This window comes from Mucilaginibacter lacusdianchii (genome assembly GCF_009770985.1).
GTDB lineage: Bacteria > Bacteroidota > Bacteroidia > Sphingobacteriales > Sphingobacteriaceae > Mucilaginibacter > Mucilaginibacter lacusdianchii.
This window is the reverse complement of record NZ_WSRW01000001.1, coordinates 709,000-726,131: the sequence shown is the minus strand read 5'-3', so window position 1 is coordinate 726,131 and position 17,132 is coordinate 709,000. Positions and strand designations below refer to the sequence as shown.

General features: G+C 42.9%; 13 protein-coding genes. 5 read left to right on the top strand and 8 right to left on the bottom strand.

Annotation, left to right across the window (positions count from 1 at the left end):
- Positions 1–632: 632 nt before the first annotated feature.
- From trpC to GPM24_RS03325, 4 genes are all read right to left on the bottom strand, one after another.
- Entirely contained in the window at positions 633–1,418 is a 786-nt protein-coding gene (gene trpC / locus GPM24_RS03340) for an indole-3-glycerol phosphate synthase TrpC (RefSeq protein ID WP_158825316.1), read from the bottom strand.
- A gap of 86 nt (positions 1,419–1,504) precedes the next feature.
- Positions 1,505–2,110: an anthranilate synthase component II gene (locus GPM24_RS03335; protein WP_158825315.1), complete on the bottom strand. Its 606-nt coding sequence runs from the start codon at positions 2,108–2,110 to the stop codon at positions 1,505–1,507.
- Positions 2,111–2,162: 52 nt separating this feature from the next.
- Positions 2,163–3,569, bottom strand: coding sequence for an anthranilate synthase component I family protein (locus GPM24_RS03330; protein WP_158825314.1), 1,407 nt, complete (start codon positions 3,567–3,569; stop codon positions 2,163–2,165).
- Between the two features lie 224 nt (positions 3,570–3,793).
- Positions 3,794–4,240, bottom strand: coding sequence for a cytochrome B (locus tag GPM24_RS03325; protein WP_158825313.1), 447 nt, complete (start codon positions 4,238–4,240; stop codon positions 3,794–3,796).
- A 318-nt stretch (positions 4,241–4,558) separates the two neighbouring features.
- Here GPM24_RS03325 and GPM24_RS03320 point away from each other — a divergent pair, with 318 nt between their 5' ends.
- The 3 genes from GPM24_RS03320 (at position 4,559) to GPM24_RS03310 (ending at position 10,440) form a co-directional block, all read left to right on the top strand.
- Positions 4,559–7,657, top strand: a complete 3,099-nt coding sequence (locus tag GPM24_RS03320) for an amidohydrolase family protein (RefSeq protein ID WP_158825312.1) — start codon at positions 4,559–4,561, stop codon at positions 7,655–7,657.
- A gap of 22 nt (positions 7,658–7,679) precedes the next feature.
- Entirely contained in the window at positions 7,680–8,996 is a 1,317-nt protein-coding gene (locus tag GPM24_RS03315; protein ID WP_158825311.1) for an amidohydrolase family protein, read from the top strand.
- A 313-nt stretch (positions 8,997–9,309) separates the two neighbouring features.
- Complete coding sequence (locus GPM24_RS03310; protein WP_158825310.1) at positions 9,310–10,440, top strand: acyltransferase family protein; 1,131 nt, start codon at positions 9,310–9,312, stop codon at positions 10,438–10,440.
- A 57-nt stretch (positions 10,441–10,497) separates the two neighbouring features.
- Here the strand turns inward: GPM24_RS03310 and GPM24_RS03305 are convergent, their stop codons facing one another.
- Positions 10,498–11,685: an anhydro-N-acetylmuramic acid kinase gene (locus GPM24_RS03305; RefSeq protein WP_158825309.1), complete on the bottom strand. Its 1,188-nt coding sequence runs from the start codon at positions 11,683–11,685 to the stop codon at positions 10,498–10,500.
- A gap of 128 nt (positions 11,686–11,813) precedes the next feature.
- Between GPM24_RS03305 and GPM24_RS03300 the strand changes: the two genes are divergently transcribed.
- Together GPM24_RS03300 and GPM24_RS03295 are read left to right on the top strand one after the other, a co-directional pair.
- Entirely contained in the window at positions 11,814–12,953 is a 1,140-nt protein-coding gene (locus GPM24_RS03300) for an acyltransferase family protein (RefSeq protein ID WP_158825308.1), read from the top strand.
- Between the two features lie 4 nt (positions 12,954–12,957).
- Positions 12,958–13,431: a DUF2059 domain-containing protein gene (locus tag GPM24_RS03295; RefSeq protein WP_158825307.1), complete on the top strand. Its 474-nt coding sequence runs from the start codon at positions 12,958–12,960 to the stop codon at positions 13,429–13,431.
- Between the two features lie 128 nt (positions 13,432–13,559).
- On the opposite strand, the gene GPM24_RS03290 is transcribed toward GPM24_RS03295, so the two are convergent.
- From GPM24_RS03290 to treF, 3 genes are all read right to left on the bottom strand, one after another.
- Positions 13,560–14,867 carry an ammonium transporter gene (locus GPM24_RS03290; protein WP_158825306.1) on the bottom strand — a complete coding sequence of 436 codons (1,308 nt, stop codon included), beginning with the start codon at positions 14,865–14,867 and terminating at the stop codon, positions 13,560–13,562.
- A gap of 122 nt (positions 14,868–14,989) precedes the next feature.
- Positions 14,990–15,343 (bottom strand): hypothetical protein, encoded by a 354-nt coding sequence (locus GPM24_RS03285; protein ID WP_158825305.1) that lies wholly within the window; start codon positions 15,341–15,343, stop codon positions 14,990–14,992.
- Positions 15,344–15,517: 174 nt separating this feature from the next.
- Positions 15,518–17,068 carry an alpha,alpha-trehalase TreF gene (gene treF, locus GPM24_RS03280; protein WP_158825304.1) on the bottom strand — a complete coding sequence of 517 codons (1,551 nt, stop codon included), beginning with the start codon at positions 17,066–17,068 and terminating at the stop codon, positions 15,518–15,520.
- Positions 17,069–17,132: the final 64 nt, after the last annotated feature.

Sequence of the window (17,132 nt, the reverse complement as noted above, 5' to 3'; positions counted from 1 at the left end):
GGATCAGCATTGTTAGATAAGCCTCAATTTATATCTTTTTTTATATCAGCGTTCCCTAACGGGTCAGGCTTTTCGCTCATACGCCTGCAGGCCTTAGCCACAAGGCCGGTATCCGCTGCAATCCTTAACGCGGGTTGCTTGGAGTTGGTGGAGGATTGGCAGAATGTATGTTTAAATATATCAAGTAGTTTTTGTCATTGCGAGGAACGAAGCAATCCCTTCGCGAGACAAGCAACGTGGATGAGCAAGGGAAGGGATGACCACGCTAACGCTCGCCATGACAAGGGGGAGAGAGAAAAAAAAAGAACGAAAGTTCTAAACCAGACTACAAAAGGTGCGTGAGGCTGGCAGAAAATGCGGGCCAGGGTGTTTTGCCTGTGCGGCTGAACGCTTATTTTCTGCCTTGATGTTTGGTTAGCTTTGCATCTAAGGCAAAGTAACTAGCCTCCGCGGCAATAGAGCGGACAAAGGAAGTTAAATTGCCATTACAGGAGGTTCAAAATGCATAAACCAGTAATAGTAGCATAACTCACGCAGTTGCTTCACGGCCACTATGTAAGCCACAACTTTCTCGCAATGACGATGGGGTTAAATCTTAGCTCTTGTTTCTTGGCTCTTGCTTCTATTTTTCCCTACTTTAAAGCCTTTACAAACTCTTCCATAGCCAAGCCCGGATCAGTCTGGCGCATAAAATTCTCCCCAATTAAAAAGCCGTTGAAACCCGCTTGCTTTAGTTGCTTGATGGTTTCCGGGTTGCTGATGGCACTTTCGGATACTTTTAAAAATCTGTCAGGAATATGTTCGGCCAATTGAAAAGAAGTATCTACCGATACCGTAAAGTCGGCTAGATTGCGGTTGTTTACGCCAATGGCATCCACATTATCGTCAATACTGCGTTCTAGTTCTTCCAAGTTATGCACTTCCAGCAATACGCTTAGCCCAATGCCTTTAGCCAATGCCGCAAAGCTTTTGATTTGTGCAGGGGTAAGGATGGCCGCAATAAGCAGGATGATATCAGCACCCAAGGTTTTGGCTTCTACAATCTGGTATTCATCAATCATGAAATCTTTGCGCAGCAAAGGGATGTCGTTTACTTTACGGGCATTAAGCAAATCATGTTTAGCACCCATGAAGAAATGGCGGTCGGTAAGTACAGATATGGCCGATGCACCAGCTGCTGCATATGCCTGCGTTACATCCTGTACTTTTACCTGATCGTTAATAATGCCTTTAGAGGGTGATTTACGCTTAAATTCAGCAATAATGCCGGTGCGTGCCGGATCAAGCAGAAACTCTTTCATGGATAGCGGCTCGCGCAAAAACATCTCGCGTTCTTCCAGATGTATATAGGGGGTAACTATCTTGGATGCTGCTACCTCTTTCTTTTTCTTTTGTACGATGGTATCTAAAATACTCATAATCCTTTTAACCCCAACAGGGGAATCTTTTGATTAATTAATGTAACGCAAAGTTATTTAATATCATATCGAGCAGGTCAATCCGTTTACTCAGTAACTTCCGCTTTGGGGCGTTGTGGAGTGGCTAACCAGTTGCTCAGCATCTCTTTGCCATATTCCGTCAATACCGATTCGGGGTGAAACTGTACGCCGCGCACATCAAAAGTTTTGTGGCGCAGGGCCATGATCGAGTTATCGGTTTCGTCGATAGCGGTCACGGTCAGTTCTTCGGGTAGTCCTTCGTTTGATACGACCCATGAATGGTAGCGTCCAACATTAATTTGCTCAGGCAGCCCGCTAAACAAGGGCTCGTCTTGGTCGGTTACTTTTACCGGCGTGGCAATGCCATGCATCGGGCGGCTTAAATTATATAACTGCCCGCCAAATACCTCGGCAATAGCTTGCTGGCCCAGGCATACCCCAAATATGCTTTTAGTGGGCGAATAAGTTTTAATGACATCCAATAGCAAACCCGCTTCGGATGGTATACCTGGTCCTGGCGATAAAATGATTTTATCAAACTGCTCCACATCTTCCAGCTTAAACTGGTCGTTACGCCATACTTCACAATCCAAGCCCAGTTCATTTACCAAATGCACCAGGTTATAAGTGAACGAATCGTAATTATCTATAATTAATATCTTGTTACTCATCTCAAAAACCTTTTAATCTATACCAAATTCTCTTTAACTCACAACTCACAACTCACAACTCACAGGCCATTTCCATTGCTTTCCGCAAGGCGGCAATTTTATTATTCACTTCGTTCAGTTCGCTTTCGGGCACAGAGTCGGCAACAATACCTGCGCCGGCCTGGTAATGCAATACATTGTTTTTGCTTAAAAACGACCGGATCATAATAGCGTGATTAAAATCGCCGTTAAATCCTAGGTAGCCAATGGCACCACTGTAAAAGCGCCGTTTAATATTCTCATTCTCGTCAATAATTTCCATGGCCCTGAATTTTGGTGCACCGCTTAGCGTACCAGCCGGAAAAGTGTCGGCCACAATTTTAAACGACGATACATCAGGCCGTAGTTTGCCGCTTACATGCGATACCAGGTGAATAAGATGCGAGTAATACTGCACTTGTTTAAACGATTTTACGTGTACCTGTTCGCAATGGCGGCTCAGGTCATTACGTGCCAAATCAACCAGCATCACGTGCTCGGCCGATTCTTTAGGGTCGGCTTCCAGCGCACGGGCTGCTGCTGCATCTTTTTCGTCATCGCCGCTACGTTTAAATGTGCCCGCAATAGGATAAATGCTGGCTACGCGATTTTTTATAGTAATCTGCGCCTCGGGTGATGATCCGAAGATGCGAAAGTTGCCATAGTCGAAATAAAACAAATAGGGTGAAGGGTTAATGGAACGCAGGGCCCGGTAAACGTTAAACTCATCGCCTAAAAAGGCGCGCGAGTAAGCACGGGAAGGCACTATCTGAAACACATCTCCACGGAAGATATGCTGCTTCACTTTTTTCACTAAGTCCATAAAGCCCTCATCCGTTAGGTTCGATTGTTCTTCGGCTTTAGTGCTAAAGTGATATTCCGGAAAGTCTTTGTTTTTAATTAGATATTCTATTTTTTCAATGCCTTTTTCGTCGTCACCTTCCAATTGGTTCTGGAATATATACAGTTCGTTTTTGAAGTGATCTATTGCAATGATGTATCGGTAAATATGATACTGTATGGTAGGTATCCGGCGAGGATCCTCGTCCGCCTGTTTTAGTCGGATGGTTTCAAAATGTTCTACCGCCTCGTGCGTAAAATAACCGAATAAGCCGTTTGATGCTATCTTAAGAGGTAATACATCGGTTTCAAACTGTTTCAAAAATTCGTCGATGCAACTAACCAATTCAAATGTACCGGCTGCTGATTCCCGGCGGCTACCATCAGGATAGGTTTGGGTAAGCGTGCCTTCATCAAGCACCAGTCCGCTGATGGGCTGGCAGCAAATATAACTTAGACTGTTATCGCGACTGTGATAGTCTGAACTTTCCAGCAACAGTGAGTTGGGAAACACATCCCGCAACCGCAGGTAAATGCTTACCGGCGTGGTCGTGTCGGCTAATAGCTTTTTGTATGTAGTGGTTAGTTTAAATTTTTGCATCAGTTCCAAAATTCTGTTATAACAAAAAAACCCGGCGTGGTTGCGCCGGGTTTCAAATTTGGTTTATAATTGCTTAATCTCTTTTTGTAGTTATGCACAAACTGTCCGGCTGCCTGTATTACTCAGGTGCCACCAGATTAAGTTATGTACTTTGTTTGTCATATTTAACATCAGCAAATATATAAAGAATATATACAATGCAAACTTTTTGTGAAAATATTTTCTTAAGCTGTGATGCCAAGTAAAGGGCGCTTAGCCAGCACAATAGCGGCCACAATTATAACTACTGCCAGCAGATAAAAAATTGCCACAGCACGGTGTTTAGCTTCGGGCAATACCGCTTTTTTAGATTTGCTATGACCGATGGTAATCAATACAATGGCTACCAGCATCATGGTTAAGTGTTCAACGGTCCAGTAACGGATGTCGGGCGCTTTCATGGTATTGCTGCCAAATTGCACAAACGGACTTAAAAAGTATAAAGCAATACCAATAAGTAATTGCGTATGTGCCGATATCATGGCAAACAGGTATAGCTTGCGGTTACCTTGAGTGTAAGCTTTTTTGCCTAACCAGCCAGCCAGTGCAGTTAAGATAGCCAGTACTATCAACAGTAGTACTACAAAGCGAAATCCGGAGTGTAAGTATTTTACAATTTCGTAGCCGTTCATATCAAATTAAAATTTTCGACGAATATACGATATTCTAGTCATCTCTATAAAGAGCTTTAAAGTATGTATGGGATGTATGCGTAAAGCAGCCTGCGATGTGAGTTTACCCGTAACTAGGTAAAATTTGGTTTGCCGGGTATGCGAACAAGCCATTTTGTTTGCTTTGGTATAGCGTTTTTAGCAATTATTTAAAATTATGAAGTTTTTGCAGTGCTTTTTGTTGAAAATACATGTAACAAACGTATTGTTATTAAAAAATAACTGGCACTCAAATAAAATCTTTAAATATCTTTAGAGGAAACTATTCACAATCGCAAAATGAAAAAACTTTTACTTGTTTGTTTTGCCCTTTTGATGGTACACCTCAGTCGTGCGCAGGAAACTTTTCCGGTAAACGGCGCGTGGGATGTGCGGTCGGGGCAGTATGCTTTTACTAATGCCACCATTGTGGTAAGTGCCGGGCAAACCATTACCAATGGTACCCTGCTCGTTAAAGACAAACTGATTGAAGCCGTTGGCCAAAACGTCAGTGTACCTAAAGGGTATGTAACTATTGATTTGAAGGGTAAATATATTTACCCGGCGCTGGTTGATGCCTTTACTACTTATGGTATGCCCGAGGCGCCACGCCAAACCACAGGATTTGGCTTTGGAGGCCGTTCTGGAGTACCGGTATCCACAAAACCCGGTGCTTATGGCTGGAACGAGGCCATCCGTCCGGATGTTAACGCTAAAACGCTGTTTCATGTAAATGCTACCCGTGCCGAAGAGCTGAAAAGAAATGGCTTTGGTACCGTGCAGTCATTTGTACAAGATGGCATTGCCCGCGGTACATCGGTAGTAGTTACACTGGCTGATGATCGTGACAACGAAGTAATGCTGAACGATCAGGCAGCTGCGCATTATTCTTTCAGTAAAGGTACTGCAGCTACCAATTATCCATCATCGCTAATGGGCAGTATCGCGTTGCTGCGTCAAACTTATTATGATGCGCAATGGTATAAAGGTCAAAGCAAAGAATATAATATCTCATTAGCCGAATTTAATCGTACGCAGACCCTGCCGCAAATTTTTGAGGTAAGCGATGTGCAAAGTGTACTGCGTGCCGATAAAATTGCCAAGGAGTTTGGTAAGCAATATATTTACAAAACCGAAGGTCAGGAGTATCAGCGCATCGCCGCTATCAAAGCTTTAAATGCCAGCTTTATTATCCCTGTTAACTTCCCTGCCGCATATGATGTAGAAGATCCGATTGAGGCCCGCAACATCAGCTATGCGCAATTGAAAAACTGGGAGTTGGCACCAACTAACCCTGTTGCTATGGAAAAAGCGGGTGTACGTTTTGCCATCACTTCAGCTGGTTTAACTAACGCGCGCGATTTTTGGACAAATATCCGTACTGCCATCAGCTACGGGTTAACTGAAAAACAGGCTTTGCGTTCATTAACCGAAATTCCGGCCGAAATGCTGGGCGTAAGCAATAAAGTAGGTACGCTGGCTAAAGGCAAAATGGCCAACTTTATGATTACCTCAAATGAGCTGTTCAAAGCTGATAATGTTATTTACGAAACCTGGAGCGGTGGTAGCCGTTTTGCGATCAGCAAAATGGAACTGACCGATTTGCGTGGTACTTATACGCTAAGCGGTACTAACCTGCCGGCATCAACGCTTACTATCAGCGGTACACCGGGCAGCTATGAAGTGAGCCTTTCTCGTTCCGGAGCCGATAGTGCCCGCACCCGTGGTACCATCACTCGTACTGGCGATTTGGTGAATCTGTATTTTGATTTCAAAAACAAACCATCAGGTAACATCCGTTTGGGCGGTTACATTGCATCTGCATCGCCAATCACTTTGCGAGGCGATGGTATTATGCCTGACGGAACCTCAACCAAATGGACGGCTACTTATACGGGCGCAGCGCCTGCCGGCAATGGTGGTTTTGCAGGCCGTGGCGGTGCACAGGGCAATCGTGCGCCAGCGCCGGTAGGTCCGGTAATTTATCCGTTTACTGCTTTTGGTAATACCGAAATTCCGAAAGCCGAAACGGTATTGTTTAAGAATGCAACTGTTTGGACCAACGAAAAAGAAGGTATTTTAAAAGGTGCTGATGTATTGATTGAAAACGGTAAAATTAAAGCCGTAGGCAAAAACTTGTCTGCCGGTGGCGCTAAGGTAATTGATGCTACAGGTAAGCATATTTCGGCCGGTATTGTGGATGAGCACTCACATATTGCCGCTACAGGTGGTATCAATGAGGGTACGCAGTCGGTTACTTCCGAAGTTCGCATTGCTGACGTACTGGATGCCGATGATATCAACATTTACCGTCAGCTGGCTGGCGGTGTTACTACTTCGCATATTCTGCACGGTTCGGCTAATGCTATTGGCGGCCAAACGCAATTAATGAAACACCGTTGGGGTGTACTTCCCGAGCAGCTAAAATTTGAAGGTAGCGATGGCTTCATCAAATTTGCATTAGGCGAAAACGTAAAGCAAAGCAACGTGCCGCAGCAATTTGGCAGTGCTTACATGCGCTTTCCGCAAACCCGAATGGGGGTTGAGCAGGTTTATGTAGATGCCTTTACCCGCGCCAAAGAATACAAAGCTGCCCGTGCCGGTAAAAACAGTACTGCCCGCCGCGATCTGGAACTGGAAGCGTTAGCTGAAATTCTGGACAACAAACGCTTTATTACCTGCCACTCTTACGTGCAATCAGAAATTAACATGCTGATACATGTGGCCGATTCAATGGGCTTTAAGATTAATACTTTTACCCATATTTTGGAAGGTTACAAACTAGCCGACAAAATGCAGGCCCATAAAATTGCCGGTTCTACTTTCTCCGACTGGTGGGCTTACAAAATGGAGGTAGCCGAGGCTATCCCGTACAACGGTAAACTAATGCACGAAGTTGGCGTACTGACCGGCTTTAACTCTGACGATGCCGAAATGGCCCGCCGTCTAAATCAGGAAGCTGCCAAAGCGGTAACCTATGGTCAGTTAAGCCAGGAGGATGCTTTAAAACTGGTTACTTTGAACCCGGCTAAAATGATGCATGTGGACAACCGAATTGGCAGTATTAAACCCGGTAAAGATGCCGATTTAGTATTATGGTCTGATAATCCGCTCTCTATTTATGCCGTTGCCGAAAAAACTTATGTAGACGGCGTTCCTTATTGGGATTACGAAAAAGATGCCGAGCGCCAAAAAGCCATGAAAGCTGATGAAGGCCGCATCATCCAAAAAATGATTGAGGCTAAAGGCCGTGGTACCGCCACCCAGCGTCCGGCTTTCCAGCGCCCTCGTTTGTACGAGTGCCAGGATGTTGAAGACAGCGCTTACACCGTTGCCGATAACTACAATGGTATGCTGCAAAAACAACAAGGTGTAGATCAGCAATCACAAAACAAATAGTAATCCTCATTAAGACACAGACATGAATAAGAAATTTTTATTGGGTTTTGGAGGATTAATGCTCAGCACCATCCTCGCCTTTGGTCAGGCTACTATTATGCCGGCCAAGCCACAAGCCGGTCCGGTGGTTATTACCGGCGCTACTATACACGTGGGTAATGGCCGCATAATTAACAATGGCTACATCGCTTTTAATAACGGAAAAATTACCGCAGTAGGCGAGGGGGCTGCCCCAAGCACCGCTGGTGCTACTGTTGTAAATGCTGCTGGTAAGCAAGTATATCCAGGCTTTATTTGCCCTATCACTTCATTGGGCTTGGTGGAGTTTGAATCGGTACGGGCTACTGATGATGAAACCGAAACCGGCGAACTGAACCCGCATGTGCGTTCACTGGTAGCTTATAACACCGATTCTAAAGTTATACCAACCGTACGTTCTAACGGTGTTTTGCTGGCGCAGCCAACCCCGCAAGGTGGTAATATGCCGGGCCAGTCATCGGTAATGATGCTGGATGGCTGGAACTGGGAAGATGCTGCTTATAAAACCGACATAGGCATTCACATGAACTGGCCGGTAGCCCGTGCCGCCCGCGGTCGTCGTGCGTTTGCTGTTCCGGGTCAAACCCAGGAGTCGCCTGCCGAAAGAGCACAAAAGCAAATAGATGAGTTCACCAGCTTGTTTTCACAAGCGCAGGCCTATGCCGGTGGCAGCAAGCCCGAGGTGACCAACGTGCGTTTAGCGGCTATGAAAGGTTTGTTTAACGGTTCCAAAAAACTGTTTGTAAACGCTAACGGCGCTAAAGAAATTTTGCAGGCCGTTAACTTTGCCAAAAGGTTTAATGTACAACTGGTAATTGTTGGCGGTAAAGAATCGTACCTGGTGGCCGATGTGTTAAAAGACAATAACGTGCCGGTAATTATTCAGGAAACACAAGCCTTACCTGATAAAGACGAGGATGATGTGTACCTGCCTTATAAATTGCCGCACTTGTTGCAAGATGCCGGTGTGTTGTATGGTTTAAGCGGTATTGGTTTCTGGCGTCAGCGCAATTTGCCGTTTGAGGCTGGACAGGCCGTAGGGTACGGCTTATCTAAAGAACAGGCTGTGTCGATGATTACCCTCAATAATGCCAAAATTCTGGGTATCGATAAAACTACCGGTACACTGGAAACCGGCAAGGATGCCAACCTGTTCATTTCAACGGGTGATGCACTGGATATGCTGACTTTAAATGTTGAAAATGCTTACATTAAAGGTAAAAGCATTAGTTTGGATAACCTGCACAAGCAGTTGTACCGCCGTTATGCTGAAAAGTATGGCGTTACACCTAAGTTATAAATTTGCGCATAAACAATAGTTTAAAGCCCCCGGATATTAATCCGGGGGCTTTTTATTTATGAGGTTTGTAAACCGGTAAAATACCTGGCTTTGTTTTGATGCACACTTTTGCACACTGTTAGTTGCGCTTATAAAGGTGGATGGCGCAGCATCGTTTGCATTTAGGTATATTGTTGTATTTAAAAATGTGAGCTGTTATACTTTAACAGGGCTTTATGTATCTGAACGGGCAATTTTGCATGGATATCCTTTACAAGTGCCTGCTTTTTGGATCCAATAGGTATAATATTTATGAATTACACAAAGGTTTTTGATGAAAGTAACTGAAATAAAAAGCCTTACAGGTATCAGGGGGGTGGCTGCGTTATACGTAATTATTCATCATTGGTATCACATTATACCACAGGGTACGCGGCTAACACAAAGTTTTACCATTAATTCATTAACGCAGAATTTTCTGAGGCACGGCTATTTGTCTGTTGATTTGTTTTTTGCTTTAAGTGGTTTTGTGTTGAGTATGAGCTCGTACAATACGTTTGCTACAGGCGTTTCATTGGAAAGTTACAGGTCGTTTATGTTCAGGCGATTTTGCAGAATATTTCCATTGTATATATGCATGACCCTGGTATACTTTGTGATGTTAGGGTGTTTGCTAACATTTGATAAAGTAAGCGTAAGCGACCTTTTGGTTAATTTAACTTTACTGCAAGGTATTATTCCAGCTCATAACGGGTCTTATATTCCGCCGGGCTGGTCGTTAACCAATGAATGGATAATTTATTTTACCGTTCCCTTTTTTCTTTTCATTGTACATCGCTATGTTAAAAACCCAAAGGTGCTTGTTGGGTTAGCTATCTTATTTTTGCTAATCATATCCGGTATCAGAACCTGTTATTTAAACTGGACAGATTATGATAAATTAAAGCATATAGGCGGTTTTTATACAGCCATTCCATACACACGCGGCCCATCCAGCTTATTACGTACCATAGCAGCCTACCTGTTGGGGACATTTGCGTATTTGGTATACAGGCAAAAAGCAAATATTAGTCTTTTAGGGTATGCTATTTTACCCATGATAGCCGTGCTTTTTTCAAGCAGAATAGATATCGTGTTTATCTTATACATTCCCTTTTTGCTGCTGTACATTACCGGGGATAATAGGTTGAATCGGCTTTTATCATGCAGGCCTGTTTACTTCTTAGGGCTGATATCTTATTCACTTTATGTGAATCATTATTTGCTGCTGTATACTTACAAAAGGGTTGCTCACTTTCTGGGCATACAGCATCATTTGATTACGTTTAGCTTGTGTTATGTATTAGCAGGTACGTTTGTAATTAGCCTGATAACCTATTATGTTATAGAAAAAGCAGGCATGCGCTTTTTGAAAAGATATAGTGCTCAATTCTCAATCAAAAAGCTATTTCTTTTCAATATATGATGCTATAAAGTATAATGGTAAAAGTTCCATTGTATTGTCTGTTCTGGTTGTATAAGTTTACAACGAGAAACTAAACTTGCCCATCAATACCGCCGGATTTTGGCCGATAACTACCGGTTCGCCGCACAATGCTTCATTTGCCAGCAGTGCAAATAGTATAGCCTCCTTAGCATCAGCATCCAATCCAATTAAGCTGGTATCAGCAACTGCAACATTAGGAAACGCTTTTTGCAAATAGGTGCTGACGAACTGGTTTTTTGCGCCTCCGCCACTTAGCAATAACTGATCGCAGCCGGTGGGTAATTGCGTTTTAATGAAGCGAACTATTGCCTCGGCGGTAAGAGCGGATAAGGTGGCTATTAAGTCAGGTGCGGTTATATTTTGTGCATCGGCATTGGCTTGAGCCTGCTGTACATAGGTTGAGCTGAATAACTCGGGCCCGGTGGTTTTAGGTGCTGCTTCAGTAAAAAAAGGATAATTTAGCAAGGCATCCAACAATAGCTCATTCACCTTACCACTTAAAGCAATGCGGCCGCCATCATCATAAGGCTGGTTAAAATACTGGCGGCATGCTGCGTCAATAAGAGTATTGCCCGGCCCCACGTCTGTACATATAATATCGGTTTGATTAGCCGGTAACCAAGTTAGATTGGCAATGCCGCCAATATTAAGCAGTATACGATTGAGCTGCGCATCGCTGCCTAATAATACATCGCCATACAAAGCCAATGGTGCACCCTCGCCACCGGCAGCTATATGCTTTTGCCTAAAATCGCTGATGGTCAAAACACCTGTTTTAACAGCAATATGATCACCATCGCCAATTTGTAACGTTGCGTTTGGATAATCGGTTAGCTGGTGCAGACGTTGCGGCGCATGATAAATGGTTTGGCCATGACTGGCAATTACATCAATGTTTGAACGATTAATATTCCAGTCTTTAAGTGCTTGCAAGATCATATCGGCATGTAAAGAGCCAATTTGTGCATTCAGCAGGCATAATTTTTCCAGATCAACCTGCTTTTGTGCAAAAACTTGTTTTATATCCTGCTTGAAATTATCAGTGTACGGAACAGTAGTAAAATTCAGTAGTTTAAACCGCGTGTCAAAGCCGTTACCTGTAAAACGGCACAAGGCGATATCCAGCCCGTCTAACGACGTGCCCGACATTAAGCCGATGATAAGCTTCTCTGGTTTTTGCGCAATAGTAACCAGTTGCTGCAGGTTGCGGTTTAGTGGAGGCATAGCCAAAAGTAGGTAAATACATAAGGATAACTCAAATAATTTAGTGATAGCCTAAATGCAAAGCAGTTGTTAAATACAGTAATTACACCTAAGATTGAACCGCAAATAAATGTTACTTTTATGAGCGTATGGCCACTTATAATTTGAGGTTCCAAAAAGCAAACCGACTCGTTTCACTCGATTTTTTTCGCGGTATAACCGTTGCCACCATGATACTGGTAAATAATCCCGGCGATTGGGGGCATATTTATACACCACTGGAGCATGCCGCCTGGAATGGCTGCACCGTGGCCGATTTGGTGTTTCCTTTCTTTTTGTTCATCATGGGGGTGTCTATGGTGTATGCCATGGAAACGTCCAAAGCCGATCCGGCTAATCATACAAAGCTGATGCAAAAAGTGTTGCGCCGGGCGGCTATCATTGCGTTTTTAAGTTTATTCAAATCGGCTTACTGGTTTTGGGATTTAAGTACACTGCGCATTCCGGGGGTGTTGATGCGCATTGCATTGGTATACCTATTTAGCGGCTTGCTTTACATTAAGACCGGATTTAGGATTCAGGCATTGCTTGTTGTGCTTTTGCTTGTTGGTTATTATGGGTTGATTACTCAAGTCCCTGTTCCGGGTATTGGTCATGCCAGCTTGCAACCCGAAACCAACCTCGGCGCTTGGTTGGACCGGACAGTTTTTGGTACTGCACACTTATGGTCGTTATCTAAAACCTGGGATCCTGAAGGTTTGCTGGGTACCTTGCCGGCCATTGGTACTACGCTCATTGGTATTTTAACCGGCACCTGGCTAAAGCAGAAAGACAAATCTAATCTTATAAAGGTATTTGCTTTATTGGGCGTAGGTGTTGTACTGGTTGCAGTTGGATTGATTTGGAATAAAAGTTTTCCGATTAATAAAGCATTATGGACTAGTTCATATGTATTATTTACCGGAGGATTAGGCATTTTATGTTTAACCTTATGCTATTGGTTGATTGATATACAAGGTTACCGGTGGTTTACCAAACCCTTTATGGTTTATGGCATGAATGCTATTGTGGTGTATGTAGCATCCGAGCTGATGGCACGCACATTGGACCAGTTGACTATCGACTATCAGGGTGAGGATACTAGTTTGGGTAGTGCATTATATCACACTTTTTTTGAACCCTACTTTTCGCCTTATCATGCCTCATTGGGCTGGGCCATTGGTTTTGTACTGGCTTGGATGCTGGTGTTGTGGGTGATGTATAACAGGCGTATATTTATCAAAATTTAATTTCATGAATCTCAACTTAAAACTTGTAGTTGTGTGCTTATTCATCATGATAAGTCATATAGCTAAATCACAAACTGCACCTATATCAGCAACGCGGCTTAAAGCTGCAGAAGGCTTGCTGGATGCCAGTGGCGTAGGCAGTCAGTTAACCGGTATGTATGGCAATATTGTAGATGCTAGCAGTGCACAAATTCCCGACGATAAAAAAGTAAAGTTTAAAGAAATCATGCTGAACTTTTTAAATAAGTATATGAGTTATGCAGCCATTAAACCAGATTTGGCCAAAATGTATGCGCAAGAGTTTAGCGAAGAAGAGTTAAAGCAAATTACCCAATTCTATTTGACACCTGCCGGGAAAAAAATGAACCAAAAGCTGGCTTTGCTGCAGCAAAAAGGTATGGAAATTGGTCAGCAAAAAATGCAGGCACATCTTCCGGAATTTCAGGAAGAATTAAAAAAGGCATTTCCTGGAAATTAAACTAATAAACGTTAATGTTTCATATCATTTATAACAATAAAGGCTTCGTTAAGAAGCCTTTATTGTTATAACAAGTATTTATCAAAAAGTAATCTTTAATGGACGGCTTTTGTTGATAATTATCGCCATTACAATGCTTCGCTATGTTGGCTAATATCCAAACCAACCAGCTCATCCTGCTCGTGCACCCGTAGCGGACTAATTAAGTCGGTTACCTTCAGTAAAATGAATGATCCTACGAAAGCAAATACCGAAACGGCAACCAGCGCAAGCAGATGAATTAAAAATAAATGTGTTTTACCATAGTATAAGCCATTGCCGGTGGTGTTGGCACTATTTACATTGGTATGTGCAAAAATACCGGTAAATAGCATGCCCACCATGCCACCCACGCCATGACATGGAAAAACATCAAGTGTGTCGTCAATGCTGGTACGGGTACGCCAGGCCACCATCAGGTTGCTGACTACCGCGGCTACAATACCGATGATAAGCGAGTGGGCTATAGTTACAAAGCCTGCCGCTGGTGTAATGGCTACTAAGCCAACCACGGCACCTATACATGCACCCACGGCGGTAGGCTTTTTGCCGGTTAAAATATCAAAAAACACCCATGCTGTTGCAGCAGCGGCCGACGCAGTGGTGGTGGTAGCCAGTGCTGTTGCGGCCAGCGCGCCAGAGCCAAGGGCCGAACCGGCATTAAAACCAAACCAGCCAAACCAAAGCAGCCCTGTACCTAAAATAATGTAACTGATGCGGGCGGGTTTATGCGTTGGATCTTTACGGCCTTTTAAGTACAGCGCAGCAGCCAGCGCAGCCCAGCCGGCAGACATGTGTACCACTGTGCCACCTGCAAAATCTAATACGCCTAATTTAAATAATTGCCCATCGGGATGCCAGGTAAGGTGGGCCAATGGTGCATAAATGAATATCATAAACAGGCATATGAAAATCAGGTAAGAATTGAACCTGATCCGCTCGGCAAAGGCACCTGTAATAAGTGCTGGTGTAATTACTGCAAATTTAAGCTGAAACATGGCAAATAGCACCAGCGGAATAGTGGGTGCCAGTTTCCAGGTGGCATTGCCCAGCATGCCTTTCATCATAAAAAAGGTTCTGGGGTCGCCAATAAAGCCTCCAATGCTGTCGCCAAACGCTAAGCTGAAGCCAAATACTGCCCATAGTATGGTAATAAGGCCCATACAAATAAAGCTTTGCAGCATGGTAGATATAACGTTCTTTTTACTAACCATACCGCCATAAAAAAAGGCAAGTCCGGGTGTCATGAGCAATACCAGTGCGGTTGCGGTAAGCAGCCAGGCAGTATCGCCAGAGTCTATTTTGCTGTCGGCAACGTTGGTTACCTCGTTCGATGGGTTAATCAGGGCCAGTATGATAATGATAACTAAGCCCAAAAAGGGAATAAATCTTTTCATGTTTAATAGGGTTGATAAAGTAGATCGAAATGATACTAAGCCTTGCAATATGGGGTTAATGCAAAGCCTTACATAAGATGCCTAACCTAAAGTGAATTAGTAATTTTGAAGCAGGGTTAAGATTACCAAAATGCATGAAAAGGAAAAAGCAGGGTAGTTGACCTATGAAGTCCTTTGTGTTTGCCCCTACTCAAAAGAGAGTTGAATAGCCCAAGTTTGAAATTTAAAATCCCAAATGATGCAAATGTGCTATTTGAATAGTTTAATAGTTTGGCAATTAGTGAAATTAAAACTTGAAGCAGGTAAAGTGAAGTAACTTTCTGCCAAAAAAATGTGGAGTTGCTAAATGTGGTTGTAAAGTTGGTTTCAGCTTGTGATTCGTAAAGGCTTTTAGTGATTGTATCTATGAAATAACAATATAATATTAATAAAATTAAAATAACAGCAGGTTTTAAAATGTTATTTAATCCAATCATGACTACAATTTATAAAATTATAGTCATGATTTATAACAAAAGGATGAAATAATTACATTTTGTGAATTTTATTGTTGCTTTTTTTAAGAAATTCTAGTTTATGATTGAAATATATCGAGATTTATGGTGATTTTTTATCTCAAAAAATTATGTTTACTGGTTTTTGTTAGAATTTTATTGATATATATTCATTAATTTTAAAAGTACGCCGTTTGTCCAGCCAAAACCATCCTGTAATGGGTATTCGCCACCGCCTGCTTTAGCTTTGAGATTTTCGGTGTCGTATTTTTCCAATAACTTACCGCTATGTTCAAACTCTTTCAAATTCAATTTTATCCAGCGCAGGGCAATTGTTTTGGCCAAGGCAGTTTGTTTATAATTGCGTAGGCCCATTATGGTAATGTATTGTAACGGCGCCCAGCCATTGGGACGGTCCCATTGCTGACCTGTTTTATAAAGCGTAGTAGATACGCCACTCGGCTGCAAAAATTTAGATTGAATGATTTTGGCTATGGATGCAGCTTGTTGTTGTGTAGCGATGTTGAAAAATAGCGGAGAGGCAGTAGCAATAGTAATTTGTTTGGTTAACGCTTTTTGTTGCCAGTTATAATCTCCATAGCATCCAGAAGCTTTGTTCCAGCAATATTTATTGATGGCTAATTTTCGTTTTTGAGCTTTTTGTGCAAAAATAGTCGCCTGTTTGGCTTCGCCACTAATGCGGTATGATTGCGCTATGGTGCTTTCCAGGTTATACAACAAACAATTTAAATCTACCGGAATGATGCTGGTAATTTGTGTGGTTTGTAATGTTTTGCCATCGGCCATCCAGCGGCTGCTAAAATCCCAGCCCGATTCGGCCGTTGAGCGGAGGTTGCGGTAAAATTCGGGCAGTGGCTGGTGGGTGCTACGACCGGCCAGCACATCTTCACGGTATGATTCTTCGCGTGGTTTTGTGCTATTGTCCCAATACCGGTTCAACAGGCTGCCGTCCGGCATCCGCACGGTATGATTAAGTGCATCGCCGGGTTTTAACTTTTCTGCGCTATTCATCCAAAAATTATATTCTTTGAGCAGCTGTGGCCGATATTTTACTAAAGCGTCTTGTCCTTGCTTTTTGGCTAGTAACGATACCATTAAAGCAAAAAACGGTGGTTGCGAACGGCTTAAATAATAATTTCGGTTGCCATTGGGTATATGGCCATAGGTATCAATCAGGTAGGCAAAATTTTTCACCATGCTTTCTATTAAGCTATAACGCTTGGCTTCTTCCAATCCCAGCATGGTAAAATATGAATCCCAATAATAAATTTCACGAAAACGGCCACCGGGCACAATGTATCGATGAGGTAAAGGCAGCAGGGAAGTGCCTTTAGTAGTATCGGCAACATGCTGTAAAACTGTCCATAAAGTATCAATATGTTGCCTGATACCTGCTTTAATATTGCTGCGATAAAGCGTGCTGTTACTGGTTGGCGCGGTAAAGTTTTGTTTTACAAAGGCTTTTAAATTAAAATCAGATCTGTTCTTTTGTAATTGGTAATCTTTTAAAATATCATCAGGCTGGCGTTTAGGGGTAGCATCCGGAAAAGTTTTTCCGTCTGAATAAACCTGTTGCATCTGTACCGCGTCAAACAAGCCGGGATATAATTGTGCCGGCGTTTTTTGCTGCGCAACACTTATTAAAATAGAACAGCTAAATAAGCAGTAAAAAAAATATGTTTTCATATCAAAATACTAAACGCATATTAGGGATGAATTGTCAGCAAAAAGCAAAGAAAATTATATGTTT